Here is a 24,904-nt window from a genome sequence, read left to right on the forward strand (position 1 = left end):
AACTGACTGGCGTGGCATCTGGTCCAGCGGCTGCGGCGGCCGGCGCCCGTTCATCCCTTGCGCTGGCCGGAAATGCCGTGATACCTCGCCCGCGAAACTCACGCGCGGAACCGCCAAAATGTCCCCAGCAATGCCCAAGACAAAAGACGTCAAGAAGGTCGTGCTCGCCTATTCCGGCGGTCTCGACACCTCCATTATCCTGAAATGGCTGCAGACCGAGCTCGGCGCCGAAGTCGTCACCTTCACCGCCGATCTCGGCCAGGGTGGCGAGTTGGAGCCGGCGCGCAAGAAGGCCGAGATGATGGGCATCAAGGATATCCGCGTCGTCGATGTCCGCGAGGAATTCGTCGCCGACTTCGTCTTCCCGATGTTTCGCGCCAATGCCGTCTATGAAGGCACCTACCTGCTCGGCACCTCGATCGCCCGGCCGCTGATCTCCAAACACCTGGTCGAGATCGCCCAGGAGGTCGGCGCCGATGCTATTGCGCATGGCGCCACCGGCAAGGGCAACGACCAGGTGCGTTTCGAGCTGTCGGCCTATGCGCTGAATCCCGACATCAAGGTCATCGCGCCGTGGCGCGACTGGTCGTTCAAGTCGCGCACCGACCTGATCAACTTCGCCGAGCAGCACCAGATCCCGGTGGCCAAGGACAAGCGGGGGGAGGCGCCGTTCTCGGTCGACGCCAACCTTCTGCACTCCTCTTCCGAGGGCAAGGTGCTGGAAGACCCGTGGAGCGAGCCGCCGGAATTCGTCCATCAGCGCACCGTCTCGCCGATGGAGGCGCCGGACAAGGTCACCGAGATCGAGATCGAATTTTTGAAGGGCGATCCGATTGCACTGAACGGCAAGAAGCTGTCGCCGGCCGCCATGCTGACGGCGCTTAACGATCTTGGCCGCGACAATGGCATCGGCCGGCTCGATCTGGTCGAGAACCGCTTCGTCGGCATGAAATCGCGCGGCGTCTACGAGACCCCCGGCGGCACCATCCTGATCGTCGCCCACCGCGCCATCGAATCGATCACGCTCGACCGCGGCGCCGGCCACCTCAAGGACGAGTTCATGCCGCGCTACGCCGAGCTGATCTACAACGGCTTCTGGTTCTCGCCCGAGCGGCTGATGCTCCAGGCGATGATCGACAAGAGCCAGGAAGACGTCGAAGGCACGGTGCGCCTGAAACTCTACAAGGGCAATGTCATGGTCACCGGCCGCAAATCCAAGAAGACGCTCTATTCCGACGCGCTGGTCACCTTCGAGGATGACCGCGGCGCCTACGACCAGAAGGACGCCGCCGGCTTCATCCGCCTCAATGCGCTGCGGCTGAGGACGCTGGCGGCAAGGAGCCGCAAGGGTGAACCAAACTAGTGTTCCAGGAAAACCCGGCGGTCACGCAGGGTTTTTATTTGGTACCTCTAATATAAGAGGCCAAGCTGGCTGACATGGTTTCCGTTTGACCTTTTAAAAGCCTCATCTAAATTCCTTCGCGGGACGGAGGGATTCTGATCGTGAAAAACGCCATTTTTCTCATGCTTGCGGCGGCCATCGTCTTTACCGGATGCCAGTCCTCGCAGGCGGCCGCAAAACGCGAGCAGGACGGGTGCATCTCCGCCGTCCATCTATGGAGCATCACGTTCAAGCACGAAATCGCCTCTTTCATGGGCGTCTCGCAGGAGCGCATGCCGGCCCTGTTCTGCCAGCGCATCACCGAAGGAGTACGCAGCGGGCGGATCAGCTACTCCGATTTGAACAGAGTGCAGCTAGACCTGCCGACCGAGATATGGCTGGTCATCAAGGGCAAGTCAAAGGCGGCTGCCAGGGCCGCGCCGGTGCTGCGCAACTCCAAATTCCGGAGCTGCAAAGGTACTGAAGGCGCCTTCGAGGTTCCTATTTCCGAGAAGTGCCCGTTGAGCGGCTACGCACATTATTGAGAGCCCAGTCGCTCAGCCGGCATTTGCGCCAACGATCGAGCAATTCGAGAAAGAGCATGCCCGACTTCGTCCGTAACTGCGTAAAAACAAAGAAATAGAGCGCCGGCAAAGAACTCAGTGCTTTTCCTGCTTGATCTTTTCGGGCCCTTATCTAGCCTCCTCACAATCGATGGGGGCAGCTGACAATGAAGCCGTGGTTTGTGGCGCTGCCTGCAATGGTCGTCATGCTGGCCGGTTGCCAGACTGGGCAGGAGCAAGTGAAACAGGATCCCGAGGCGGCATTCGATCGCTGCATCACCAAGGTGGCCATATCGAATATATCGGCCAAACACGAGATCGCCGCTTTTATGGGCGTTTCCCTGGAGCGCATGCCGCCACTGCTGTGCCGCCGCCTTGTCGATGCCATGAAGACCGGCCGGCTGACCTTCTCCGACATAAACCGCCTCCAGTTCGACCAGTCCACGGACATCTGGAAGGTCATAAAAGGCGGGTAGCCGCTCGGCTGCTGAACGGTTTGAACGCCAAAAGCTCCAGTCCTTGCAGAAAAGCCCGGCGCATGGCCGGGCTTTCCGTTCTTCGATCTGGATATTTCTATCAGCCGCCGTCGATCGCGTCGGCGATCTGGGCGATGGCCTGCTGGTAGACGCTGGCGGAATTCCAGCCGGCGATGGCCCCCATATTCGCACTCGCGCTCGCACCCGCCCGCCAGCCATGAGCCTTGAGAAAGTTGGCCGTCGAAGCCAAGGCCGTCGCCTTGTCGCGCAGATTTCCGTTGCCGACGCCATACTTCAGGACATTGCCGGGCAGGAACTGCGTATGGCCGATCTCGCCATGCGCAGCGCCGACCGACGAGGCGCTCAGCGCGCCGCGATCGACCAGCTTCAGCGCCGCAATGGCATGCGGGTAAAAGAAGCCCGGGCGACGGCAATCATAGGCAAGCGTCAGAATGGCGGAGACCGTGTTCTGGTTGCCCAGGGAGGCTCCGAAGCCGGTTTCCATGCCCCAGATGGCCAGCAACACGCCCGGCGACACGCCGTAATTGCTCTCGATCCTGTCGAACATCGCCGCATTCGACTTCTTCAGCGCACGGCCCCTGGAAATGATCGCAGCTCCGCCACGGCGCTTCATGAAGGCGTCCACCGAACCGCTGAACGCCTTGTGGATGGCGCGGTCGACGGAGATTGTCTTTGTCGCGTAGCTGGCACCGGCCAGAGCAGCGAGACCCTTCCCACCAACACCTTCGGACCTGGCCTGCGCGGCAAAGTCCTGCTTCCACGCTTCGAAGCCCGCGCCGGTCTTGCCGCAGCTGGCCGCCGCCTGCGCGCCCGTCGCCAGCGCGAGTACCGCGACCACCGCGGCAGCAATAATCTTTCCCTTGGCAAGCAATGCCATGCTTTCTCTCCTGATTGCCTGAATCACGTCCCGGTTGCGAACTTGCCAGCGAAACGCGCCATTGTCACCGTACCCCCGGCGCTACCCTGGCCAATGCAGCGGAATTTGCTTACGATCAAGTGCTTATTGTGGCCGAAACGCCCGGCGCCGGGCAGGCGAATTCGCTGCTCGGGTAAAAAGAGGTGACGGGGGCATGGAACGGCGGCCCGTGGCGGGCGTTTGGGCGAGGCGCCGCTCCGCACCATATTCCTCCTCTGACGCCATACGCCAACGCCTGACGCATCGAGATCGACATGAAACTGTTCGACTGCCCGCATTGCGGCCACCGCCTCTACTTCGAGAATGCGCAGTGCCTGAATTGCGGGAGTCTCGTGCTTTACGATCCTGAGCATGCGCGCTTTGCCTTGTCTGACGTCGACGGCATCTTCCACTGCACCAATGCGGATGAATGCGCCTGCAACTGGATGGCCGAACCGGGTCATACCTACTGCCGCGCCTGCGTGCTGAACCAGCTGATCCCCGACCTCTCCGTCGACGGCAACCGCCGCCGCTGGATTCGCGTCGAGGCGGCCAAGAAGCGCGCCGTCTATTCGCTGCTCGCCTTCGGCCTTCCGGTCGCGCCCAAGCACAAGCACGGCGACGAAATCGGCCTCGCCTTCGACTTCATTGCCGATCCGATCGGCGGCGGTCCCGGCGGCGAACGCATCCTTACCGGCCACGACAACGGCCTGATCACGCTCAACGTCGCCGAGGCGGACTCGGCCGAGCGCGAGCGGCGTCGCGTCGAGATGGGCGAAAATTACCGCACGCTGCTCGGTCATTTCCGTCATGAGCTTGGCCATTACTACTGGGACCGGCTGATCCGCGACGAGCCGCAACGGCTCGATGCCTTCCGGGCGCTGTTCGGCGACGAACGCCCCGACTACGAGCAGGCGCTGAAGGCCTATTACGCCAATGGCGCTGCGCCCGACTGGCAGCAGAACCACATCTCCGCCTATGCGACGTCGCATCCATGGGAAGACTGGGCCGAGACCTGGGCGCACCATCTCCACATCACCGACACGCTGGAGATGGTGCACGCGCTGAATTTTCCACTCGGCCAGCTTGAGACGATGGAGACCAATGTGCTGCCGCAAGGCGACACCGGCGGCCGGTTGCAGGCGGCGCCCGCGGAACCTGACGCCGTGCCCGAGCCCTTCGAAAAGATTCTCGCCCGCTGGCTGGTACTCTCGGAAGCCTCCAACTCGATCAACCGCTGCATGGGCCTGCCCGACCTTTATCCCTTCGTCATTTCGGACGTGACGGCGCAGAAACTCAGCTTCGTGCATGAGCTTTTGACCGGTTTGCCGAAAGAAACCGGAACAAATCGTGAGCTGGCGTCGGTATTTTAGCCGGAACGCATGCGTTCTGGTTTCGTTTGGTGTCGCGAGGGACCATGAAAGGGAGAGAAACCATGAGACGCATATTGTTTCCGGCCGTCGCCGGGGCGCTTGTCGCGATGTCGGGTGCGGCACTCGCCGATACCGCCGTCTCGGCCGTCACCGATCTTAATGTGCGCGCCGGCCCCGGCCCGCAATATCCTGTGATCGGCGTGCTCGCCGCCGGCCAGTCGGCGACGCTCAATGGCTGCATCGAAAACAGCAAATGGTGCACCATTGCCGAAGCCGGAGGCCAGGGCTGGGTCTATTCCGACTATGTCACGGCCGATTTCGGCGGCAACCGGGTCGTTCTGACACGCCGCCCCGCCGACGCCGCCATCACCGTGGTTACACCGCCGCAGGATGATTATCCCGATACCTATACCGGTGCGATTCTGTCCGACGACGGCCCCGTCGACGCCATCGACAGGCCACCGGCGGAAGTCGGCACCTATGTCAGCACGCACCGGCTCGATCCTGTCTATCTCGAGGGCGAGGTGGTGACCGGTGCCACCTTGCCCGACACGGTCGAACTGCGCGAAATCCCCGACTACCGCTACCGCTACGTCTATGTGAATGGCCAGCAGGCGCTGGTCGACCCGCAGACACGGCGCATCATGTACGTCGTGCGCTGATTTTGCCTGGAAAGAATGACAAGTGAACTCGTGCCGCCCTCCTGCCGAGGCTGAGGGCGGCAAAAGGGCCGCTGAACAGCAGCAATTGCGCGAGAGCCGACGATCCCCTAGATCATGCGACCCGATGCGTTCGGCAGAGGAACTCGCGTGATATCAGATCCAGCCGCCTTCGAGCGCTATAGCAACACGGCCACCGAAAAGACGAACCTGCCGCGGCTGATAATCGGAACGGCGGTCGTCGTCCTGTTCTGGGTGGCGATCACCCTGGTTGTGGTGCTTGGCGGCACCTATGTCGCGATCGTCTGGCATGTATTGCCGGACGATCCGCGCGGGCCGCTTCAGGGCTTTCTGGCCTCGCCCATCGGCATACTCGCCGCACTCACCTCGTTTACCGGCATCTGGCTCGGCCTCTGGCTTGCCATGCGTTTCGTCCATGGCGAGCCGCTCTCGGCGCTTTTCGGCGCCAGTCGCCGCGTGTCCTTGTCGGGCTTCCTCAAGGGCCTGGTCGCGGTGCTGATCACATCGGCGCTTTCCGAAATCCTGCTCTACTGGCTACAGCCCGAAATCGCCCGCGGCACGATCAACCTGTCGACCTGGCTGCTGTTCCTGCTCCCGATCGTGGCGCTGACCCTGCTGCAGACCTCGTCCGAGGAGATGCTGTTTCGCGGCTATCTGCTGCGCGGCCTGGCCAGGCGCTTCGAGAGCCCTTACGTGTGGGCGCTATTGCCCGCTTTGCTGTTCACCTCCTTGCATTGGAGCCCGGGCTCGACCCCCGCCATCAACGCCTGCGTGCTGGCCTCGATCGCCGCGTTCGCCTTGCTGTTGACGCTGGTGGTTTATGTCACCGGCAATCTCGGCGCCGCCTTCGGCGCCCATCTCGGCAACAATCTCACCGGCTTCCTGCTGATCTCGCATCAGGAGAACTACAATTCCTTCGCCCTGTTCAACGCCAAGCCGCTGGAAGGTCCGGACTGGACGACGACGGATGCCGTCATCATCGCCGGCATCGGTATCGTCTGCACCTTGCTGACGATGCTGCTGCTTCTGCACCCGCGCTCGCCGCTGAAGGTTACGGCCGACCCTCGGGATGCAAGGTGAACTAAACAGGGACCGACCCAGAGACCGGCAAGCCGCCCTTGTCTTGACTCTTCGGCCGATTTCCTGTCTACAGCCCCGAAATCCGCGACGAGTATCCCTCCGAGCAAGCCGACCAGGACGCCAAAACCTTTTGAGGTGGGTGCTGTAAACAGATCCTGGAGGCCAACACCCGGCAGCGCTGAGCGCCCCCGGGTGCTTTTTGGTTTTGAGCTTTGCTTGGATGAGCGGCGCGAACGCACTACCTCTCGGGCACCATCGGGGTGCCTGAGAAAAAGGAAACGGAATGTTTGAATCGCTGCAGGAGCGCACAAGAGGCGTGGAGGGCCATCGGCCCGACAGGGATCACCATGAATCCAAGGCGCTCTCGCGCGGCGGGTTGACCAATGTTTGAATCACTTCAGGAGCGCCTTGGCTCCATCCTGAACGGCCTGACAGGCCGCGGCGCGCTGTCGGAGGCTGATGTCTCGGCGGCGTTGCGCGAGGTGCGCCGTGCGCTGCTCGAGGCGGACGTTGCGCTGGAAGTGGTGCGTTCCTTCACCGACAAGGTGCGCGAAAAGGCCGTCGGCGCCGCCGTCGTCAAGTCGATCAAGCCCGGACAGATGGTCGTCAAGATCGTCCATGACGAGCTGGTCGACATGCTCGGCGCCGAGGGCGTCGCCATCGACCTCAATGCGCCGGCGCCGGTCGTCATCATGATGGTCGGGCTGCAGGGCTCCGGCAAGACGACGAGCTCGGCCAAGATCGCCAAGCGCCTGACCGAGCGCCAGAACAAGAAGGTTCTGATGGCCTCGCTCGACACGCGGCGGCCCGCGGCACAAGAGCAGCTGCGCCAGCTCGGCGAGCAGGTCAAAGTCGCGACGCTGCCTGTCATTGCGGGCCAGAACCCGGTCGACATCGCCAGGCGCGCCGTCCAGGCAGCCAAGCTCGGCGGTCATGACGTCGTCATCCTCGACACCGCCGGCCGCACCCATATTGACGAGCCGCTGATGGTGGAGATGGCCGACATCAAGAAGGTGTCGAGCCCGCACGAAATCCTGCTGGTCGCGGATTCGCTGACCGGCCAGGACGCCGTCAACCTTGCCAAAAGCTTCGATGAGCGCGTCGGCATCACCGGCCTGGTGCTGACTCGCATGGACGGCGACGGCCGTGGCGGTGCCGCGCTTTCGATGCGCGCCGTCACCGGCAAGCCGATCAAGCTGATCGGCACCGGCGAAAAGATGGACGGGCTGGAGGAATTCCACCCCAAGCGTATTGCAGACCGCATCCTCGGCATGGGCGACATCGTCTCGCTGGTCGAAAAGGCCGCCGAAAACATCGACGCCGAGCAGGCGGCGGCGATGGCCAAAAAGATGCAGTCGGGCAAGTTCGACCTGAACGACCTTGCCGGCCAGCTTCAGCAGATGTCGAAAATGGGCGGCATGGGCGGCATCATGGGCATGATGCCCGGCATGGGCAAAATGAAGGACCAGATGGCGGCCGCCGGCCTCGACGACAAGATGTTCGGCCGCCAACTCGCCATCATCTCGTCGATGACCAAGGCCGAGCGCGCCAATCCGGACATGCTGAAACATTCGCGCAAGAAGCGCATCGCCGCCGGCTCAGGCACGGATGCGGCCGAGATCAACAAGCTCTTGAAAATGCATCGCGGCATGGCCGACATGATGAAGGCGATGGGCGGCAAGGGCAAAGGCGGCGGCTTGATGCGCGGCATGATGGGCGGCCTTGCCTCCAAGATGGGCCTCGGCGGCATGATGCCTGGCGGCATGGGTGGCCCCGGCGGCATGATGGGTGGCGGCATGCCCGACCTCTCCAAGATGGATCCCAAGCAGCTCGAAGCCTTGCAGAAGCAGATGCCCGGTCTTGGCGGCATGAAGGGCCGGCCCGCCCCGAGCGGCGGTGGCCTGCCCGGTCTGCCCGGCGGCATGAAGCTTCCCGGCCTTGGCGGCGGTGGTCTGCCCGGCCTCGGAAAGAAGAAGTGAGGACGCTATGAACGAAGAAAAAGACATGGCCGACGCACGCACCATCCTGGCCGGCTATCGCGCCTCGATCGACAACATCGACGCCGCCCTCATTCATATGCTGGCCGAGCGCTTCCGCTGCACCAAGGCGGTCGGCGTGCTCAAGGCCGAGCATGGCCTGCCGCCCGCCGACCCGGCGCGCGAGCAGGAGCAGATCACCCGCCTTCGCCAGTTGGCGAAGGACGCCCATCTCGACCCCGATTTCGCGGAAAAATTCCTCAACTTCGTCGTCCGCGAAGTGATCCGCCATCACGAGCAGATCGCCGCGTCCAACGGCGCAAGCAAAACCGGCTAACAAAGTGCATGTCGCCCAAAAGTGCGCAGCGGTTTTGGGACAACGACCTGCACCAGACAAAGCCATTAACCCAACACTGAGATCAGAAATTTTAGGAGAAATGAAATGCCCTTGAAGATCAGACTGGCCCGTGCGGGCTCGAAGAAGCGCCCTTACTACCACGTCGTCATCGCCGACGCCCGTTCGCCGCGCGACGGCCGGTTCATCGAGTCGATCGGCTCGTGGAACCCGCTGCTGCCCAAGGACGGCGAGCGCGTCAAGGTCGACGCCGACCGCGTCAAGCATTGGCTGTCGCACGGCGCCCAGCCGACCGACCGCGTGCTGCGCTTCCTCGATGAGGCCGGCCTCCTCAAGCGCGAAGCCCGCTCCAACCCGAAGAAGGCCGAGCCCGGCAAGAAGGCGCAGGAACGCGCCTCTCTGCTGAAGAAGGCCCAGGAAGACGCTGCCGCCGCCGTTGCCGCCGCTGCTGCAGCCCCGGCCGAAGCGGAAGCCGCCACCGCAGAATAAGCATCGCGTCATCGCATCGACAAAACGGCGGGCCTGTGCCCGCCGTTTTGCTAATGTGCGGCGATGTCATATGCGTTCGAACGAAAGATGACTGAGCGGACCGTCACGGAAGAGACCCTTTTCGGCGGCGTAGCCGGAACGCTGTTGCGATGCGCCGGCGCCACGACAGGCGTCGTCGTGCTCAGCGGATCGAGCGGCCGCATCGACGTCACCCGCGCCCGGCTCTTTGCCAAGGAACGAGCATCCGCTCTCGCGCTGCAATGGTTTGGCGGCGAAGGTCAGGTGCCCGGCATTTGCGAGATCCCGCTCGAAACGTTTTTCGCGGCGACCGACTATCTTGTCCAGATGGGATGCCGGCGCATCGTCTATGTCGGGACCTCGAAAGGCGCCGAGGCCTCCCTGCTTGCGGCGGCTCACGATCCACGCATCGGCCTCGTGGTTGCGATCAGCCCGACATCGGTGGTCTGGGGCAATATCGGGCCGGGCCGCGACGGCGTCAGCTGGCCGGAACGATCGTCGTGGACGCTCGAGGGGATTCCTTTGCCGTTTGTCCCAAGCAGTCCCGCTTGGAACGCTGAGTATGTCGATGGTCTGGTGTCCTACCGGGGGCTCTTCCTACGTGCCTTGCAAACCTTCAAGGACGCAGCGGCCAAGGCTGCCATTCCCGCCGAAGCTATTTCAGCCGACATTGTTCTGGTTGCGGGCGGCGACGACGCGCTATGGCCATCGCTGGATTTTGCCCAGTCGATCGTTCGGCGTCGCCAGGACACAGCAATGACCACCTGCCTCGTCTCAGTGCCCGACGCCGGCCACCGCATTCTGCTGCCGGGCGAAAACACGCCGCGCTCGGGGCTGCAACGCCCATGGCGGCAATGACGACGCCGACACACGCCTGGGCCGCCTGGCTTGGGAGCATATCCGGGGATTGCTGTAGCGCAGGCAGCCATGGTCCAGCTGCCTTGGGCAACAGCGAAACCGGCGATCTATAGCCGCCGGTTTCCGATGTTGGACCTGGCTGTGTTCAATAACCGTCGGGGCAGCTGGCGATGTAGGTGCGCCCGTTGCGGCCGCGGTAGCGACATTGACCGCTTTCGCTGGCACGGCCGATCAGCGCGCCGGCCACGGCGCCGACGGCGCCGCCGACGACGGCGCCCTGAACCGGATCATTTGCCACAGCTGCGCCAACCGCCGCGCCGCCGAGGCCGCCGACCGCGGCACCCTTTTCGGTTTGCGAGCACGCACCCAGTGCGGTCGCCAGTACCAGAATGATCATCGCTCTTTTCATTATCGTTCCTCTCTCACGCGGATCGCCGTCCTCGCCGCCACGGCTCTAACTCCCAGACGGCTGATTTGATCCCGATGACGTGAGAGATCGCGGTGTCCGCGCCGGTCACATTCGTGCCGACCGCCGCCGAGCTTGTTGAAAATCCAGGCTTTTCTACCTTTCGGCTGCCTTTTTCAGATTGGCGAGGCCAGCCTCGAAATCCTTGCCGATCAGCGTATCGAAACTCATGAACAGGCCCATCAGCTTGGCAATGAAGGGCCGGCTGCCGCGCATTGCCCAGGTGACTGCGGTGGTGTCGCCCGAGGGCTTCAGGGTGAAGTCGACGCTGTTGCTGGCCCGGAACGGCTTCTCGAAGTCGAGCATCAGCGACACCAGCGAGGATGGCACGGAATTGACGATCTCCATGCGTCCCTTGCCGGCCTTGGCATTGCCTTCCCAGGCGTAGGCGGCGCCCTTGCCGGCATCAGCGCCCGACAGCGTGCGCTTCATCAGCGGGTCGAGCTTTTCGTAGGGTGACCATTCCGGCCAGTGCTTGAAATTGTTGATCAGCGGAAAGATCGCTTCCGGCGCGGCCTTGATGCTGGCGGTGCGGGCGGTGACGAAATCATTCGACCTCGTCGCCGCATAGATGAGCACGGCGGCGATGATGACGACCAGGAGGATGAGAATGGTGCTGAGCATGTTTTTCTCCTCGCTTAACGGCTGAACGGGATCAGGGCGCGCACGCTTGGGTCGCGCAGATAGAGACCGCCCCACAGGATGATGCCGAGATAGACGCTAAACAGCGTGTGCGAAAACAACGGGCTGCCGACGCGCATATTTGTGGCGATGGCGCCGCCGAGATAGCCGGTGAGCAGGATGGCGCCGAGCACCGAGGTGCGGGGCAGCGCATAGAGCGCGGTCGAGATCAGCCCGATAATGCCGAGCGTGCGCGCGACATTGACATCGGCCGGCCAGCCGAGCGGCACCATGGTCTGGGTGACGACATCGAGCGGCGGCAGCTTGATGACGCCGTCGAAGATCATAAACAGGATGATGAGGCCGCTGAGCACGCGGCCGGTCCACAGGGCGCCCGATGAGACGGGCATGGTTTGAGAAATACTCACGGGTGTTCCCTCCTAAGCGGTTCGAGCCGTTTGCTGGCTTCGGACCAAGGACGAGCGATGGGGCGGCGATCCTACAGGGTGCGGATTCTTTTTGGGTAGCAGCAAGCAAAAGCCGCTGCGTGGCGATCCTTCACACCCCCCTCTGGCCTGCCGGCCATCTCCCCCGCAAGGGGGGAGATTACACGCTCGACCGCTTCGGCAATGTTCCATGAATGAGCGGAGCATCGAAACCGCCGATCTCCCTGGTTGCGGGGGAGATGCCCGGCAGGGCAGAGGGGGGCGCTGTCCCTCCACCTTGACGGACTATCGACATCCACCAGTCACGGCTATTGATAGGGCTGGGCGAGAGACGAGCGAATGGCCGGCGAGACTGATCTGAAAAAGCTGCTGGCGGCGATGACGCCGGAACTGCTGCCGGACGTCTACGTGTTCGCTACGCTCACACCTGGAATCAGCCGGCAGGCAGGCCTCGATCCCGTGATGGTCTTTCGCGAGCGCGAGGGTGTGACACTGATCGTGACCGAGGACGCGGCACGGGCGGCCGGGCTGACCGCTTCGTTCCGCTGCCGCATGATCACCCTGAACGTCCACTCCTCGCTGGAAGCCGTCGGCTTCCTCGCCGCCATCACCGCCCGGCTTGCCGCCGCCGGCATGGGCGTCAATCCGGTCTCTGCTTTCTATCATGACCATCTGTTCGTGCCCGCTGAGCGGGCCGAGGAAGCGATGGAGTTATTGCGCCAACTGGCCAAGGATAACGCCGGCTGAATATCAAGCTCGACGCACGTAGAGAATATCCGGCAGGCCTTCTTCGTTGGTGGTGCCCGCGCCGAACGCCTCGGGGCGAAAGCCATGGCGCTCGTAGAAGCGACGCGCGCCGGTGTTGGCCTGGAAGCAATGCAGTTTAACGATCCGTAGCGCGGCGGTCGCTTGCACCAGCAGCCGGCTGCCTATGCCTTGCCCCGTCCAGGCGGGGTCGAGATAGAGCTGTTCCACCCAATCGCCGCTCAGGGCAATGAAGCCGACAATGCCGGTGCCGGCCTCGGCGACCGTCACCTGCTGCCGGGACAGCACGATCTCGCGGATGAAGGCAAGATCCTCATCCGGCGTGTGGATGACCGGCATCCAGGAGAACGAGCCAAGTGCGGCCCGCATGACAATGGCGATGGTCGCGGCATCCAAAGCCGTGGCGGGGCGCAGCACGATTTTGGTGGGATCGTTCAAAGGCGTTTCTCAACAGAGGTCAGCGCTGCCCTCATCCCCCTGCCGGGACCTTCTCCCCGTGAACGGGAGAAGGAAGGCTTCGGCCGAAGGCCGAGCCCGCGACTGCGGGCCGCCGGCTTTCCGGCGCCCCCGCGGAGGGCCCGCCGCGGCAGCGGAGATACGGCCCGTGAGCGAATAAACTATGCCGCCTTCTTCTTCGGCTGGATCAGGCCGCGCTCGACCAGAAGCTCGGCGATCTGCACCGCGTTGAGCGCCGCGCCCTTGCGCAGATTGTCGGAGACAATCCACATCGACAGGCCGTTGTCGATGGTCGAATCCTCGCGGATGCGCGAGATGAAGGTGGCGTCCTCGCCGGCCGATTCCAGCGGCGTGATGTAGCCGCCATCCTCGCGCTTGTCCAAGACCTGGCAGCCCGGCGCTTCGCGCAGGATATCGCGCGCCTCGTCGGCGGTGATCGGCTTTTCGAACTCGATGTTGACGGCTTCGGAATGGCCGATGAACACCGGCACGCGCACACAGGTCGCCGTCAGCTTGATCTTGGGGTCGAGCATCTTCTTGGTCTCGGCGACCATCTTCCACTCTTCCTTGGTCGAGCCGTCGTCGAGGAAGACGTCGATATGCGGAATGACGTTGAAGGCGATGCGCTTGGTGAACTTCTTGACCTCGACGCCATCGGCGACGAACACCGCGCGGGTCTGTGTAAAGAGTTCGTCCATGCCTTCCTTGCCGGCGCCGGATACCGATTGATAGGTGGCGACGACGACGCGCTTGATGGTGGCGACATCGTGCAGCGGCTTCAGCGCCACGACCAGCTGCGCCGTCGAGCAGTTCGGATTGGCGATGATGTTCTTGCGGGTGAACAGCGAGATCGCATCCGGGTTCACTTCCGGCACGATCAGCGGCACGTCCTGATCATAGCGGAAGGCCGACGAGTTATCGATGACGACGCAGCCCTGCTTGCCGATCTTCGGCGACCACTCCTTCGAGACGTTGCCGCCGGCCGACATGATGCAGATGTCGGTGTCGGAAAAATCATACTGGTCGAGCGTCTTGACCTTCAGCGAACGGTCGCCGAACGACACTTCGGTGCCCTGGCTGCGCCGCGAGGCCAGCGCCACGACTTCGCTTACCGGAAAGCCGCGCTCTTCCAGTATGTTGAGCATTTCGCGACCCACATTGCCCGTGGCGCCGACTACCGCAACCTTGAAACTCATCAGAAATCTCCTGTCCCTCTCCGCTTGGTTTTTGGAGAAAACCCGCCGGCCAATGCGGGTTTCGTCCCCCGGGCCGGACCCGGGAGAGGGTGGTTAGGCCAAGGGAATCACACCGTTTTGGTGGTGGTTTTGGCCATAGTTTTGCTGGAACGGTAAGACGCGCCAACGCGCCCGGCCCCATGATTGTGGCCGGGGAAGTCGAATGCAAGAAGAGCCATCAGAAGGCCGCGCATCGAAAATGATCCCGTTCGATGCCGGCTTTTACGCGGTTTGCGTCAGGAGTCAATTGCGGCCAGGCATACGCCTGCCCTGTACAATAGCGGCCGCAAGAAGTACGAACGCCCAAATAGTGTTTGGCTGGCGTGCGTCAGCCCCGGCATGTGCTCCATGATGAGCCCAGACCCTGAATTCCGAAAGAGTGAGATGTCCAATTTCGAAGCTATTGTTCCTGCGCTGGCAGAAGCGCTGGAAAAACGCGGCTATACCGAGCTGACGCCAGTGCAGAAGGCGGTGCTGGAGCTCGGCGAGTCCGACGCTCTGGTGTCGGCGCAGACCGGCTCAGGCAAGACTGTCGCCTTCGGCCTCGCTTTGGCGCCGACCCTTCTTGGAAGCGCCGAGCGTTTTGACCAGGCTGGCGCACCGCTGGCGCTGGCCGTGGCGCCGACGCGCGAGCTCGCTCTGCAGGTGATGCGCGAATTGCAATGGCTCTACGCGCCGACCGGCGCCACCGTCGCGTCCTGCGTCGGCGGCATGGACATGCGCTCCGAACGGCGCGTGCTGGAGCGCGGCGCCCACATCGTCGTCGGCACGCCCGGCCGCCTGCGCGACCACATCACCCGCAACTCTCTCGACATGTCGGCGCTGAAAGCCGTGGTGCTGGACGAGGCCGACGAGATGCTCGACCTCGGCTTTCGCGAGGACCTCGAATTCATCCTCGATGCCGCACCGGCTCAGCGCCGCACGCTGATGTTTTCGGCCACCGTGCCGCGCTCGATCGCCACGCTGGCGCAAGGCTATCAGCGCGACGCCGTACGCATCTCGGCCGGCGGCGAGGAAAAGCAGCATCTCGATATCGAGTACCGGGCGCTGAATGTCGCCAATCCCGACCGCGAGAACGCCATCATCAACGTGCTGCGGTTTTACGAAGCGAAGAACGCGCTGGTGTTCTGCAACACCCGCGCCGCCGTCAATCATCTGACGGCACGCTTCAACAACCGCAATTTTTCCGTCGTCGCACTGTCGGGCGAGCTCAGCCAGAACGAACGCACCCACGCGCTGCAGGCGATGCGCGACGGCCGCGCCAAGGTCTGCATCGCCACGGATGTCGCGGCGCGCGGCATCGACCTGCCCAATCTCGAACTGGTCATCCACGCCGATCTGCCGACCAATCCCGAAACGCTGCTGCACCGCAGCGGCCGAACCGGCCGCGCCGGACGCAAGGGCGTCAGCGCGCTGATCGTGCCCAACGGCGCCCGCAAGCGCACCGAGCGCCTGCTGCAGAATGCCGGCCTCAAGGCGACATGGGCGAGCCCGCCCTCCGCCGACGACGTGATCAAGCGCGACGACGAGCGCATCCTTGCCGATCCAGCCTTCGACGAGCCGGTAGCCGAGGACGAGCGCGGTTTCGTCGACACGCTTCTGGCCAGGCATGGCGCCGAACAGATTGCGGCCGCCTTCGTGCGCCAATGCCGCGCCAGCCGCTCGGCGCCCGAGGAGCTTACGGATGTCGCACCGTTCACGCCTTCGCGTGACAAACCGGCGGGCGAAAAATTCGAGCGCCGCGATGAAGCGCCAAGCCGGCGCGACGACTTCGGCGACAGTGTCTGGTTCTCGCTGTCGATCGGGCGCAAGCAAAATGCCGAGCCGCGCTGGCTGATCCCGATGCTGTGCCGCACCGGCAACATCTCCAAGCGCGAGATCGGCTCCATCAAGATGCAGCAGGATGAGACCTACGTGCAGATCGCGGCCGACTGGGCCGATCGCTTCCTCGCCGCCATCGGCCCCGACAAGAAGCTGCAGGGCAACATCGTGGTGAAGCGGCTGGACGGCACGCCCGACCTGTCGCGCGCCGGCTACCAGGCGCCGAAGCCCGACAAGAAGCCGCATCGCGGCAAGCGCCCGTTCGAGGCGCCGCAAAGCGCACACAAGCCGAAATTCGAGAAGCGGGAACGGCCCGCCGGCGATGCAAAACCTTGGGCCGGGAAACCGAAATTCGACAAGGCGGGACCGCCGAAGAACAAGAAGCCGAAGAAGCGGCCGGTTTGAGGCTCTTATCGGCCAATTACAAATGCAGGCGCTGCCCCTCATTGCCCTGCCGGGCATTTCTCCCCGTATAGTGACGGGAGAAAGGGCGGACCGCAGCCTTGGCGCTCTTCTTGCAGCGTTGGTGATTGGCGGAATCGTCGATAACAGCGACCCCTCTCCCCGTCACTATACGGGGAGGGGATGCCGGCAGGCAGGTGAGGGGCAGCGCCAACGCACCGGAAAATAAAGCAACTCATGCCTGAACCGTTTGCCCTCCATTTCGTCCACCCCCTTGCAGTCCGCCGCAACTTTGAACAGTCTGTGCCTGTACGGGGGCGAGGCTAAATGCGCGGCGAAGTTCTTCACTATGACGAGGCCCAGGGTTTCGGCTTCATCACCGGGGCGGACGGCAACCGCTACACCTTCGCGCGCGAGGATCTGCGCCGTGATACCGTGATCGCGAACGGCGCTGTGGTCGAGTTTCTGCCGGCAAGCGGTCAGGCGCGCGACGTTTTTTCAATCCGCGCCCAGCCCGCCAGTCCCGCCACCGCTGCGCCAGCGGCAAGCGCCGCGCCGCCCAAGGCGGCTGTCGCTTCAGCCGCGCCACAGCATTTCGGCCGCCTGGCGGAAGACGGCGCGGTTCGCGATAGCGGACTGCCGGGTTATTTCTGGCGAGGCGTGACGCGCAACTACATCAACTTCGCCGAACGCGCCCGCCGCAAGGAATTTTGGGGCTACTGCCTGTTCTGGACCGTCAGCTTCATCCTGGTCGGAATTGCCGGCGCCCTCGCCGACCAGGCCGTCGGCAATTTCGATGCCGGCAACTGGCCGATTGTGATGATCGGCGTCTGGGGGCTGTTTTGGCTAGCGACGTTCCTGCCCTGGGTCGGGCTCGTCGTGCGCCGCTTGCACGACATCGGCCTGACCGGCTGGCTGGCAATACCTTACTTCGCAATCACCTTCATGTTCGCTCCGGCCACGCTGATCCTCGCCCTGATCCTCGGATTGATCCCGACTCAGGACCACGAAAACCAGTGGGGGCCGGTGCCGCACGGCGTTGCGGTCTAGAGCCACCTCCAGTGTTGAAATCGCATGCAACCTTAGATAGTATCATCCGTGCGAGACAAGGGGTAGTCGCATGCGCGGTACGGTCTACCACTTCGACGAAGGTCATGATTACGGCTACATCAACGGCTTCGACGGCAAACGCTATCTGTTTACACGCGCCGACTTTCGCCATGGCGCGCTTCTTGCCAGGGGCACAGCTGTCGAATTTGAGCCTGATGATGGCGCCGCGCATGACATAGTTGTATCGGCCACATCGCCAATGAGCGCCGAACGCCCGGCACAATCCGGCCATGTGGTGGCGGATCAGCCTGCGCTGGGACTATGGGCCTATTTTCGCGCGCTGTGATAGCGGATTACGCCAATTTCAATGGACGCGCGCGCCGAAAGGAATTCTGGGCATTCTATTTCGGCTTGATCATCTTGTTTGTCGCTTTTTTCGGCTTCGGCGCTCTCTACTTAACCTTGCGATAAGCGGTTTTGGAAATGGTCCCAGGACCTCCATCGGTTATATCCCCGCCCTGCTTTTCGTGTTCGCAATATATGTGCCGCTCGTCGCCCTTTCCGTCCGTCGCCTGCACGACATCGGCCTCAGCGGATGGTTCGCCCTGCTTTGCTTCGCCCCGGCTCTGAACGCCATCGCCTTCATCGTTCTCGGAGTGATCCCCTCTCAACTCGGCGAAAATCGCTGGGGACAGATGCCAACTGGCGTAGGGATCTAGCTGCGGTTCCCTTCATCCCAGGAACTTGGCGATGATGGCATCGCCCATTGCGACAGTGCCGACTTCGGTCATGCCCTCGGACAAAATATCCTTCGTCCGCAGCCCGTCGTCGAGCACGGCGGCGATTGCGCCTTCGAGCTTGTCGGCCTCATCGACCATGCCGAAGGAATATCGCATGCACATGGCAAACGACGCGATCATCGCGATCGGGTTGGCGATGCCCTGTCCCGCAATGTCGGGCGCCGAGCCATGCACCGGCTCGTACAGCGCCTTGCGCTTCCTGGTCTTCACATCGGGCGCGCCGAGCGAGGCCGACGGCAGCATGCCGATCGATCCGGTCAGCATGGCGGCGATGTCGGACAGCATGTCGCCAAACAGATTGTCGGTGACGATGACGTCGAACTGCTTTGGCCAGCGCACCAGCTGCATGCCGCCGGCATCGGCCAGCATGTGGTCGAGCTTGACGTCGGCATAGCGAGTCTTCTGGGTCTGGGTGACGACCTCGTTCCACAGCACGCCGGATTTCATGACGTTGCGCTTCTCCATGGATGTCACATGGTTCTTGCGGGTGCGCGCCAGCTCGAAGGCGACGCCCGAAATCCGCTCGATCTCGAACGTGTCGTAGACCTGCGTGTCGATGCCGCGCTTCTGGCCGTTGCCGAGATCGATGATCTGCTTCGGCTCGCCGAAATAGACGCCGCCGGTAAGCTCGCGCACGATCAATATGTCGAGGCCTTCGACCACCTCCTGCTTCAGCGAAGAGGACGCGGCCAGCGCCGGATAGCAGATGGCGGGCCGGAGATTGGCGAACAGCTCCATATCCTTGCGCAGCCGTAGCAACCCGGCCTCGGGACGCACCTCGTAAGGCACCTTGTCCCATTTCGGCCCGCCAACGGCGCCGAACAGCACGGCGTCCGCAGCCATCGCCTTTGCCATGTCGGCATCCGAAATCGCCGCGCCATGCGCATCGTAGGCGCAGCCGCCGACCAGACCCTCATCGGTGACGAAATCACTGCCGAGCTTTGCGTTCATGGCCGCGATCAGCTTCTTCACCTCGGCCATCGCCTCGGGGCCGATGCCATCGCCGGCGAGCAGGAGAAGATTTTTCGAAGCCATGGAGAACCGTCCCAACACTGTTTGGAGAAACCGCGGCCTTGCTAAACGCCAAGAGCTTGCGGCGCAAGGGGATGAAGAACGCTACGACGGTGCCCGCCTCTCAGAACCTGGGTTCCTCGCCCTCGACAGAGGCGGGGGAGAGGAACAAATCACTTATGGGACAAAATATTCACCAACCGGCCGAACGGATCGCGCACATAAAACCGCCGTACGCCCCACGGCTCGTCGGCCGGACCGTATTCGACGGCAAAGCCGGCGGCCTTCATGCCTTGCAGCGCCGCATCGACATCGTCGACCTCGATGGAGAGGTCCGGCACCGGCGTGCCGGAGCCGCCCTGGGCCATGAAGCTGATCTGCACCTGCATCCGTTCGTCGGACCCGTAGGTGACGATCCAGCCCTGATCCATCAGCACATCGAGGCCAAGCACGTCCTGATAGAAGCGTTTCGCCGCCGCCGCGTCCTGCGTCCCGATATTGGCTACGATGCGCCGGACCGTCATGGCTTTGGCCTCTTCAAGCCGTGCGCCGCAGCGCCGTGACTTCGATCTCGATCTTCATTTCCGGCTTGTTGAGCTGGCACACGATCATCGTCGCCGCCGGCCTGATCTCGCCGAAAGCCTCGCCGAGGATGGGGAAGACGACGTCCACGATGGCCCGGTCTGTGATGTAGTAATGCGCCCGCACCACATCGGCCATGTCGAAGCCGCCATCCCTCAGCGCCTCCGCGATGGTCGCCAGGCAATTGCGCGTCTGCGCCTCCACCGTTTCCGGCATGGTCATCGTCGCATAGTCGTAGCCGGTCGTTCCCGACACGAAGCACCAGTCGCCCTGCACCACCGCGCGCGAATAGCCGGCGGTTTTTTCGAAGGGCGAACCGGTGGAGATGAGTGTGCGCATGGAGCCTCGCTGTGGTTTCGGACACTTTGCAGGAAAGGGCCGGCCAGACCATGGGCCAAGTCAGGTGCAAATCTTGGTCGTCGGCGGGACAGCACCCCCCTCTGGCCTGCCGGCCATCTCCCCCTCAAGGGGGGAGATTAGCAGTTCGGACGCCTTTCTCGCTTTCCACATTTGCGATTGGCGAAAGCCAGAGTGACGTCTGATCTCCCCCCTTGAGCGGGAGATGCCCGGCAGGGCAGAGGGGGGTGTGACGGATCGCGACGGAACAAGCATGAACACCGAGTGTTCGCCGCGCTGCCGCGAACTCTAGTTCCCCGACTCCTGCGCCTTGTCCATTGCTTCCTTCACATCCGCAGGCCAGGTCTTCACGTCAGGCCACGCCTGCGGCTCGCCATTGTCGCCGCGCCGGGCGAAGTAGAGCGTGTGCTTGGCCGGGTCGACCGCCATGAAACCGTCATTGCTGCCGCATGCGTGCGGCACGCAGCCGGTGGCGTAGAAGGCGCCCGACGCCGTCTTTGCGGTGCCGCCGCCGACCAGCAGGCTGGTCGCCATGTCGGGCATGGTGTCGCCGAGTAGCGTCTGCGCCGCCTTGTAGACGGCCTCATTGTGGAAGGCGTCGATGATGTTCTGGTATTTGGCCGGATCGACGTCCTTCCAGTCCGTACCCGGCTCCGGCGCGTAGGTCAGGTCGCCCGAGATCGTCAGCCCGTCGCTGGGCGACCATTGCAGCGCTTGCTTCGTATCGCCCGGCAACAGATACGGCACGAAATAGATGGCGTTGTCGGCCACCGCCGCCGGCGGCGCGCCGCATTCGTCCTGTTCGACCTTGAGGCTTTGTATCTCGCCGCCTTCCGGCTTCCAGACGATGACCTTGGCCGGGCCGCACTGGTTGCCGCCGTCGCCGACATCGACCAGCGCCACGTCGACGCCGCCGACCTTGACTGTTCTGTCGAAGAACACGTCGTAATTGCTGGCCAGCTGCTTGCCGTCATAGGCCAGCACCTTTTCGCCATCCTGCTCCGGCTGGGTGATGATCAGCTGCCCGCCCTCGAACGGGACCGGCCCTTGGCTGTCATCGTCCGCCAGGGCCGCATTGCTCGACGCGCCCGGATCGGCGGCGGACGGATCTTCTGCCGGCACGAGGACCGTGTCGGTCTGTGCTTGCGCGCCGGCCACCGGCATCAGCATCCACGCCAGCGCGCAGGCGCCGGCAAGAAGAAAACGTGTCATGACTGTCCCCTCCGTTCAGCCGCCACGAACCCGGCTTTGTGGCGGCCGGGCCATCTCGTACCACTCAGGCCCAAGGACGCTCGGCAGCGTTCTTCTTCTCGAACGAGGCGATGGCGCCGGCCTTCTCCATGGTCAGGCCGATATCGTCGAGACCGTTCAGCAGGCAGTGGCGCTTGAAGTCGTCGAGGTCGAAGGTGACCACGCCGCCGTCGGGGCCGCGGATTTCCTTGGCCTCGAGGTCGACCGAAACCGTCGCATTGGAGCCGCGCGAGGCGTCGTCCATCAGCTTCTCCAGATCTTCCGGACTGACGGTGATCGGCAGGATGCCGTTCTTGAAGCAGTTGTTGTAGAAAATGTCGGCGAACGACGTCGAGATGACACAGCGAATGCCGAAATCGAGCAGCGCCCACGGCGCGTGTTCGCGGCTCGAACCGCAGCCGAAATTGTCGCCGGCGACCAGGATCTGCGCCTTGCGGTAGGCTGGCTTGTTGAGCACGAAGTCGGGGTTTTCCGAGCCATCGTCCTTGTAGCGCATTTCGGCGAACAGGCCGCTGCCGAGCCCGGTGCGCTTGATCGTCTTGAGATAATCCTTGGGGATGATCATGTCGGTGTCGACATTGACGATCGGCATCGGTGCGGCGACGCCAGTGAGCTTGGTGAATTTTTCCATGGCTTTTGCCCGTTCTTGATCGAATTCGTTGCGTCAGGGTTTGCTGCGCCCGGTTTACACAAAGCCGCCGGCAAATAAAAGGCAACTGTTGGTGCGCGGCCCGATCGAAAGATCGGCGCGGCACTGTCTTTAAAACCGGCTGCCGTTGGTGCACCTTACGCCCATGACCGCACAATCGAAGATTATCTATGCCCGGGAGCCTGAACTCGACGTCGCCGAATTCCGCCGCGTTCTGGTTGAATCCACGCTCGGCGAAACACGCCCCGTCGATGACGACGCCCGGCTGCAGGCGATGCTTTCGGGCGCGAACCTGGTGCTGACGGCGCGGCTCGACATCGAAGGCAGGCCGCTGATCGGGGTTATCAGGGCCATCACCGATTTTTCCTGGGTGTGCTACGTCTCAGAGCTCGCCGTATCCCAATCTGCGCAAGGCCTCGGCATCGGCAAGGGCCTGATGGACGAGGCCCGCCGGCAGCTTGGGCCTTCGGTCGCCATCAGCCTGATCTCGATGCCCGACGCCGTCGGCTTCTATGAGCGTATTGGCATGACGCGAATCGCCGACGCGTTCTGGTTCTCCCGCGAGGGCTGACGAGCGTCGGGCGCAATTGCCGATCGGGTTGGGAGTCAAGGCGGGCAAGGTTCTCGGGCAATGCGGAACGGTGTTCAGGACCCCGCGGAACAACGCCGGCCGGCGCCGCCCTTGACCCGCGCTTCATCCGGTCCACATCCCCAGCATGGGAAATCGCCGATCTCTCATAGGCACCGCCGGCTGGGGAATTCCGTCTCGATACAAGGCTGACTTTCCGCAGCCCGGGTCGCATCTCGAACGTTACGGAAAACGCTTTCCGGTCGTCGAGATCGACACCTCGTTCTACAAGCCGCACCGCCGCGAGACCTATGAGCGCTGGGCGCACGCCGTGCCGGAGCACTTCCGCTTCGCGGTCAAGGCACCGAAGAGCATGACCCATGAGCATCGCCTCGCCGATTGCGAGGGGCTGACGGAGGACTTTCTCGGGCAGGTCGAAGGTCTCGGCGAAAAGCTGAGCGTGCTTCTGGCGCAGCTGCCGCCAAGCCTGCCCTTCGAGCCGGAGGTCGCCGGCGGTTTCTTCGACATGTTGAGCAAGCGTGTCCGGGCAAGGCTGGCATGCGAGCCGCGCCATCCCAGCTGGTTCGGTGCCGAGGCGGACGCACTGCTCGCCGGTCACCAGGTCGCACGGGTCGCCGCCGACCCGGCTTCGGTTCCGGAGGCAGCAGGGCCGGGTGGCTCGCCCGGCCTTGCCTATTTCCGCTGGCACGGCGCGCCGCGCATCTACTATTCGGGTTACGATGCCGAAACGCTCGACCGGTTTGCGCGGCAAGTGGAAGCAGCGGCCGCTTCCGGTGCCGAGGTCTGGGGCATTTTCGACAACACGGCCGCCGGGCATGCACTGGGCAACGCGATGGCTGTCAGTGCGATGGTTGCTTAGACTCTCGCGGGACAGCACCCCCCTCTGGCCTGCCGGCCATCTTCCCCGCAAGGGGGGAGAGATCAGATGCCGCGACCGCTTTCGCCAATCGCCGACGTTGCAAGAATGGCGCCTTCGCCGAAGCTGCCAATCTCCCCCCTTGCGGGGGAGATGCCCGGCAGGGCAGAGGGGGGTGGGCGGGAACTCGACAGTGAGCTTTTGCCGCCTCAAATCACATTCAATTCCCGGAACGCCCTTCCTTCGGCCACTCTGGCGTACCCAAACGCCGAGCAATCCACCGTCCGATACCCGCCATGCACCAACAACTCCGCCAGCGCCTTGCCGACCGCCGGCGCCTGTTGCAGGCCGTGGCCGGAAAATCCGTTGGCGAAGATGAAGTTGCCGACCTCGGGATGCGGTCCGACCACGGCGTTCTGGTCGAGCGTGTTGTAGTCGTAATGGCCGGCCCAGGCGCGGGTCGGCTTGATCGCCTCGAAGGCCGGGATGCGGGTTGCCAGCACCGGCCAGATCACCTCTTCGAACAGCGGCCAGTCGACGCCGAAATCCCTGGGGTCGGCGGGACCGTCACCCTCCTCCGGCTCGGCGCCGCCGGTGAGATAGACCGAGCCTTCAGGCCGGACATAGATGCCGGATGGGTCGACCAGCAGCGGCATGTCGGCGTATTTTTCCCGCGCCTCGAAGACGAAAACGTTGCGCTTGCGCGGCTCGACGGGCAGCACGAGTCCCGCCATGCCGGCCACCTTGCCGGCATTCGGCCCGGCGGCGTTGACGACGATGCCGGCTTGCAGTCTTTCGCCATTGTCGAGGTCCACTCCGGTGGCGCGGTTGCCCTGCCTCTCAATGCCGGTGACGTCGGCGGCGATGAAATCTATTTGTCTGTCACGCAATGCCTTGCGAAACAGCGTCAACATGGCATGAGCGTCGAACCAGCCCTCGCCGGTACGGCCGAAGGCGCCGGCGCTGATGCCTTCGGTCGACAGCCATGAAAAGCGCTTTGCCAGCTGGTCGGCGTCCTCGAGCAGAATGTCGGCGCCCTCGGCGACCTGCGCCTCGTGGTTGGCTTTCAGGATCGGCAACCCGGCGTCGCCGGCCAGGATGAGATAGCCGCCTTCGCGAAAACCGATATCGGCGTCGGTGCCGAAGGTCTCCTTCAGCCGCCGGAACAGGTTGAGCGTGAACTGCGACAGCCGGATATTTTCCGGAATCGAGAATTGCTGACGGATCGAGGCCATGGACAGCGTCGTTGCCGCATTTGCGAATTGCGGGTCGCGTTCGATCAGCGCGATGGAGCCGGAAAAGCCTTCCTCGCGAAGGTAGTAGGCGACCGAGGAGCCGACGATGGCTCCGCCGATGATGACGATGTCGTAGCGCACTTTGTT

At 63.3% G+C, this 24,904-nt stretch carries 28 protein-coding genes and 1 pseudogene; 17 read left to right on the plus strand and 12 right to left on the minus strand.

Annotation, left to right across the window (positions count from 1 at the left end; all coding sequences use genetic code 11):
• Positions 1–130 precede the first annotated feature (130 nt).
• The 3 genes from AC3EML_RS03360 (at position 131) to AC3EML_RS03370 (ending at position 2,420) form a co-directional block, all read left to right on the plus strand.
• Positions 131–1,363, plus strand: coding sequence for an argininosuccinate synthase (locus AC3EML_RS03360; RefSeq protein WP_023698861.1), 1,233 nt, complete (start codon positions 131–133; stop codon positions 1,361–1,363).
• Between the two features lie 140 nt (positions 1,364–1,503).
• Entirely contained in the window at positions 1,504–1,926 is a 423-nt protein-coding gene (locus AC3EML_RS03365) for a hypothetical protein (RefSeq protein WP_023755652.1), read from the plus strand.
• 215 nt (positions 1,927–2,141) lie between these two features.
• Positions 2,142–2,420 (plus strand): hypothetical protein, encoded by a 279-nt coding sequence (locus AC3EML_RS03370; protein ID WP_352520755.1) that lies wholly within the window; start codon positions 2,142–2,144, stop codon positions 2,418–2,420.
• Positions 2,421–2,520: 100 nt separating this feature from the next.
• Here the strand turns inward: AC3EML_RS03370 and AC3EML_RS03375 are convergent, their stop codons facing one another.
• Entirely contained in the window at positions 2,521–3,318 is a 798-nt protein-coding gene (locus tag AC3EML_RS03375; RefSeq protein WP_023671711.1) for a lytic murein transglycosylase, read from the minus strand.
• A gap of 293 nt (positions 3,319–3,611) precedes the next feature.
• On the opposite strand from AC3EML_RS03375, the gene AC3EML_RS03380 reads away from it, so the two are divergent.
• The 7 genes and pseudogenes from AC3EML_RS03380 to AC3EML_RS03410 all read left to right on the plus strand — a co-directional run bounded on the left by AC3EML_RS03380 (position 3,612) and on the right by AC3EML_RS03410 (position 10,223).
• The gene (locus AC3EML_RS03380) at positions 3,612–4,709 is read left to right on the plus strand and encodes a zinc-binding metallopeptidase family protein (protein ID WP_023730269.1); all 1,098 of its coding nucleotides are present in this window, start codon (positions 3,612–3,614) and stop codon (positions 4,707–4,709) included.
• A 62-nt stretch (positions 4,710–4,771) separates the two neighbouring features.
• Positions 4,772–5,371 carry a DUF1236 domain-containing protein gene (locus tag AC3EML_RS03385; protein ID WP_023683834.1) on the plus strand — a complete coding sequence of 200 codons (600 nt, stop codon included), beginning with the start codon at positions 4,772–4,774 and terminating at the stop codon, positions 5,369–5,371.
• Between the two features lie 147 nt (positions 5,372–5,518).
• Positions 5,519–6,469: a CPBP family intramembrane glutamic endopeptidase gene (locus AC3EML_RS03390; RefSeq protein WP_352520754.1), complete on the plus strand. Its 951-nt coding sequence runs from the start codon at positions 5,519–5,521 to the stop codon at positions 6,467–6,469.
• 383 nt (positions 6,470–6,852) lie between these two features.
• Positions 6,853–8,448 (plus strand): signal recognition particle protein, encoded by a 1,596-nt coding sequence (gene ffh, locus AC3EML_RS03395; protein ID WP_352520753.1) that lies wholly within the window; start codon positions 6,853–6,855, stop codon positions 8,446–8,448.
• 7 nt (positions 8,449–8,455) lie between these two features.
• Complete coding sequence (locus tag AC3EML_RS03400; RefSeq protein ID WP_023671706.1) at positions 8,456–8,782, plus strand: chorismate mutase; 327 nt, start codon at positions 8,456–8,458, stop codon at positions 8,780–8,782.
• A 105-nt stretch (positions 8,783–8,887) separates the two neighbouring features.
• Positions 8,888–9,289: a 30S ribosomal protein S16 gene (gene rpsP, locus AC3EML_RS03405; protein WP_023671705.1), complete on the plus strand. Its 402-nt coding sequence runs from the start codon at positions 8,888–8,890 to the stop codon at positions 9,287–9,289.
• An 87-nt stretch (positions 9,290–9,376) separates the two neighbouring features.
• Positions 9,377–10,223, plus strand: a pseudogene (locus AC3EML_RS03410) (acyl-CoA thioester hydrolase/BAAT C-terminal domain-containing protein).
• 87 nt (positions 10,224–10,310) lie between these two features.
• Here AC3EML_RS03410 and AC3EML_RS03415 read toward each other — a convergent pair.
• The 3 genes from AC3EML_RS03415 to AC3EML_RS03425 all read right to left on the minus strand — a co-directional run bounded on the left by AC3EML_RS03415 (position 10,311) and on the right by AC3EML_RS03425 (position 11,680).
• A complete protein-coding gene (locus AC3EML_RS03415) occupies positions 10,311–10,574 on the minus strand; it encodes a YMGG-like glycine zipper-containing protein (protein WP_023687657.1) in 264 nt (87 codons plus the stop codon).
• A 153-nt stretch (positions 10,575–10,727) separates the two neighbouring features.
• Positions 10,728–11,255 carry an SRPBCC family protein gene (locus AC3EML_RS03420; RefSeq protein WP_352520752.1) on the minus strand — a complete coding sequence of 176 codons (528 nt, stop codon included), beginning with the start codon at positions 11,253–11,255 and terminating at the stop codon, positions 10,728–10,730.
• 14 nt (positions 11,256–11,269) lie between these two features.
• On the minus strand, positions 11,270–11,680 hold the full coding sequence (locus tag AC3EML_RS03425; protein ID WP_023687655.1) for a DoxX family protein: 411 nt from the start codon (positions 11,678–11,680) through the stop codon (positions 11,270–11,272).
• A 357-nt stretch (positions 11,681–12,037) separates the two neighbouring features.
• Between AC3EML_RS03425 and AC3EML_RS03430 the strand changes: the two genes are divergently transcribed.
• A complete protein-coding gene (locus tag AC3EML_RS03430; RefSeq protein ID WP_023671700.1) occupies positions 12,038–12,445 on the plus strand; it encodes an ACT domain-containing protein in 408 nt (135 codons plus the stop codon).
• Between the two features lie 3 nt (positions 12,446–12,448).
• On the opposite strand, the gene AC3EML_RS03435 is transcribed toward AC3EML_RS03430, so the two are convergent.
• Positions 12,449–12,901: a GNAT family N-acetyltransferase gene (locus tag AC3EML_RS03435; RefSeq protein ID WP_023671699.1), complete on the minus strand. Its 453-nt coding sequence runs from the start codon at positions 12,899–12,901 to the stop codon at positions 12,449–12,451.
• Positions 12,902–13,080: 179 nt separating this feature from the next.
• Positions 13,081–14,115: an aspartate-semialdehyde dehydrogenase gene (locus AC3EML_RS03440; RefSeq protein WP_023671698.1), complete on the minus strand. Its 1,035-nt coding sequence runs from the start codon at positions 14,113–14,115 to the stop codon at positions 13,081–13,083.
• 423 nt (positions 14,116–14,538) lie between these two features.
• On the opposite strand from AC3EML_RS03440, the gene AC3EML_RS03445 reads away from it, so the two are divergent.
• From AC3EML_RS03445 to AC3EML_RS03460, 4 genes are all read left to right on the plus strand, one after another.
• The gene (locus tag AC3EML_RS03445) at positions 14,539–16,380 is read left to right on the plus strand and encodes a DEAD/DEAH box helicase (protein WP_352520751.1); all 1,842 of its coding nucleotides are present in this window, start codon (positions 14,539–14,541) and stop codon (positions 16,378–16,380) included.
• Between the two features lie 324 nt (positions 16,381–16,704).
• Positions 16,705–17,427, plus strand: a complete 723-nt coding sequence (locus AC3EML_RS03450) for a DUF805 domain-containing protein (protein WP_352520750.1) — start codon at positions 16,705–16,707, stop codon at positions 17,425–17,427.
• A 70-nt stretch (positions 17,428–17,497) separates the two neighbouring features.
• Positions 17,498–17,773: a S1 domain-containing protein gene (locus AC3EML_RS03455; protein ID WP_352520749.1), complete on the plus strand. Its 276-nt coding sequence runs from the start codon at positions 17,498–17,500 to the stop codon at positions 17,771–17,773.
• A complete protein-coding gene (locus AC3EML_RS03460; RefSeq protein ID WP_352520748.1) occupies positions 17,718–18,146 on the plus strand; it encodes a DUF805 domain-containing protein in 429 nt (142 codons plus the stop codon). The genes AC3EML_RS03455 and AC3EML_RS03460 overlap by 56 nt, the downstream gene beginning before the upstream one ends.
• A 12-nt stretch (positions 18,147–18,158) precedes the next feature.
• Here AC3EML_RS03460 and leuB read toward each other — a convergent pair whose 3' ends face one another.
• The 5 genes from leuB to leuD form a co-directional block, all read right to left on the minus strand.
• Positions 18,159–19,262 (minus strand): 3-isopropylmalate dehydrogenase, encoded by a 1,104-nt coding sequence (gene leuB / locus AC3EML_RS03465; RefSeq protein WP_352520747.1) that lies wholly within the window; start codon positions 19,260–19,262, stop codon positions 18,159–18,161.
• Positions 19,263–19,411: 149 nt separating this feature from the next.
• Entirely contained in the window at positions 19,412–19,762 is a 351-nt protein-coding gene (locus AC3EML_RS03470; protein ID WP_023671691.1) for a VOC family protein, read from the minus strand.
• A 13-nt stretch (positions 19,763–19,775) separates the two neighbouring features.
• Entirely contained in the window at positions 19,776–20,159 is a 384-nt protein-coding gene (locus AC3EML_RS03475; RefSeq protein WP_023683820.1) for a RidA family protein, read from the minus strand.
• A gap of 306 nt (positions 20,160–20,465) precedes the next feature.
• Positions 20,466–21,389, minus strand: coding sequence for an Ivy family c-type lysozyme inhibitor (locus tag AC3EML_RS03480; RefSeq protein ID WP_352520746.1), 924 nt, complete (start codon positions 21,387–21,389; stop codon positions 20,466–20,468).
• Between the two features lie 64 nt (positions 21,390–21,453).
• Complete coding sequence (gene leuD, locus AC3EML_RS03485; protein ID WP_023694556.1) at positions 21,454–22,059, minus strand: 3-isopropylmalate dehydratase small subunit; 606 nt, start codon at positions 22,057–22,059, stop codon at positions 21,454–21,456.
• Positions 22,060–22,222: 163 nt separating this feature from the next.
• On the opposite strand from leuD, the gene AC3EML_RS03490 reads away from it, so the two are divergent.
• Positions 22,223–22,648, plus strand: coding sequence for a GNAT family N-acetyltransferase (locus tag AC3EML_RS03490; protein WP_352520745.1), 426 nt, complete (start codon positions 22,223–22,225; stop codon positions 22,646–22,648).
• A gap of 145 nt (positions 22,649–22,793) precedes the next feature.
• Positions 22,794–23,525, plus strand: a complete 732-nt coding sequence (locus AC3EML_RS03495) for a DUF72 domain-containing protein (RefSeq protein ID WP_352520744.1) — start codon at positions 22,794–22,796, stop codon at positions 23,523–23,525.
• A gap of 206 nt (positions 23,526–23,731) precedes the next feature.
• Here AC3EML_RS03495 and AC3EML_RS03500 read toward each other — a convergent pair whose 3' ends face one another.
• Positions 23,732–24,898 (minus strand): NAD(P)/FAD-dependent oxidoreductase, encoded by a 1,167-nt coding sequence (locus tag AC3EML_RS03500; protein WP_352520743.1) that lies wholly within the window; start codon positions 24,896–24,898, stop codon positions 23,732–23,734.
• Positions 24,899–24,904 lie beyond the last annotated feature (6 nt).

This window comes from Mesorhizobium sp. P170090 (assembly GCF_057786115.1).

Coding starts and splice junctions, on each gene's coding strand:
- AC3EML_RS03360 (WP_023698861.1), top strand. CDS start 131: ATGCCCAAGACAAAAGACGTCAAGAAGGTCGTGCTCGCCTATTCCGGC.
- AC3EML_RS03480 (WP_352520746.1), bottom strand. CDS start 21,389: ATGACACGTTTTCTTCTTGCCGGCGCCTGCGCGCTGGCGTGGATGCTG.
- leuB (WP_352520747.1), bottom strand. CDS start 19,262: ATGGCTTCGAAAAATCTTCTCCTGCTCGCCGGCGATGGCATCGGCCCC.
- AC3EML_RS03475 (WP_023683820.1), bottom strand. CDS start 20,159: ATGCGCACACTCATCTCCACCGGTTCGCCCTTCGAAAAAACCGCCGGC.
- AC3EML_RS03375 (WP_023671711.1), bottom strand. CDS start 3,318: ATGGCATTGCTTGCCAAGGGAAAGATTATTGCTGCCGCGGTGGTCGCG.
- AC3EML_RS03420 (WP_352520752.1), bottom strand. CDS start 11,255: ATGCTCAGCACCATTCTCATCCTCCTGGTCGTCATCATCGCCGCCGTG.
- AC3EML_RS03445 (WP_352520751.1), top strand. CDS start 14,539: ATGTCCAATTTCGAAGCTATTGTTCCTGCGCTGGCAGAAGCGCTGGAA.
- ffh (WP_352520753.1), top strand. CDS start 6,853: ATGTTTGAATCACTTCAGGAGCGCCTTGGCTCCATCCTGAACGGCCTG.
- AC3EML_RS03385 (WP_023683834.1), top strand. CDS start 4,772: ATGAGACGCATATTGTTTCCGGCCGTCGCCGGGGCGCTTGTCGCGATG.
- AC3EML_RS03490 (WP_352520745.1), top strand. CDS start 22,223: ATGACCGCACAATCGAAGATTATCTATGCCCGGGAGCCTGAACTCGAC.
- AC3EML_RS03370 (WP_352520755.1), top strand. CDS start 2,142: ATGGTCGTCATGCTGGCCGGTTGCCAGACTGGGCAGGAGCAAGTGAAA.
- AC3EML_RS03440 (WP_023671698.1), bottom strand. CDS start 14,115: ATGAGTTTCAAGGTTGCGGTAGTCGGCGCCACGGGCAATGTGGGTCGC.
- AC3EML_RS03380 (WP_023730269.1), top strand. CDS start 3,612: ATGAAACTGTTCGACTGCCCGCATTGCGGCCACCGCCTCTACTTCGAG.
- rpsP (WP_023671705.1), top strand. CDS start 8,888: ATGCCCTTGAAGATCAGACTGGCCCGTGCGGGCTCGAAGAAGCGCCCT.
- AC3EML_RS03455 (WP_352520749.1), top strand. CDS start 17,498: ATGCGCGGTACGGTCTACCACTTCGACGAAGGTCATGATTACGGCTAC.
- AC3EML_RS03430 (WP_023671700.1), top strand. CDS start 12,038: ATGGCCGGCGAGACTGATCTGAAAAAGCTGCTGGCGGCGATGACGCCG.
- leuD (WP_023694556.1), bottom strand. CDS start 22,059: ATGGAAAAATTCACCAAGCTCACTGGCGTCGCCGCACCGATGCCGATC.
- AC3EML_RS03470 (WP_023671691.1), bottom strand. CDS start 19,762: ATGACGGTCCGGCGCATCGTAGCCAATATCGGGACGCAGGACGCGGCG.
- AC3EML_RS03495 (WP_352520744.1), top strand. CDS start 22,794: ATGGGAAATCGCCGATCTCTCATAGGCACCGCCGGCTGGGGAATTCCG.
- AC3EML_RS03415 (WP_023687657.1), bottom strand. CDS start 10,574: ATGAAAAGAGCGATGATCATTCTGGTACTGGCGACCGCACTGGGTGCG.
- AC3EML_RS03460 (WP_352520748.1), top strand. CDS start 17,718: ATGTGGTGGCGGATCAGCCTGCGCTGGGACTATGGGCCTATTTTCGCG.
- AC3EML_RS03450 (WP_352520750.1), top strand. CDS start 16,705: ATGCGCGGCGAAGTTCTTCACTATGACGAGGCCCAGGGTTTCGGCTTC.
- AC3EML_RS03400 (WP_023671706.1), top strand. CDS start 8,456: ATGAACGAAGAAAAAGACATGGCCGACGCACGCACCATCCTGGCCGGC.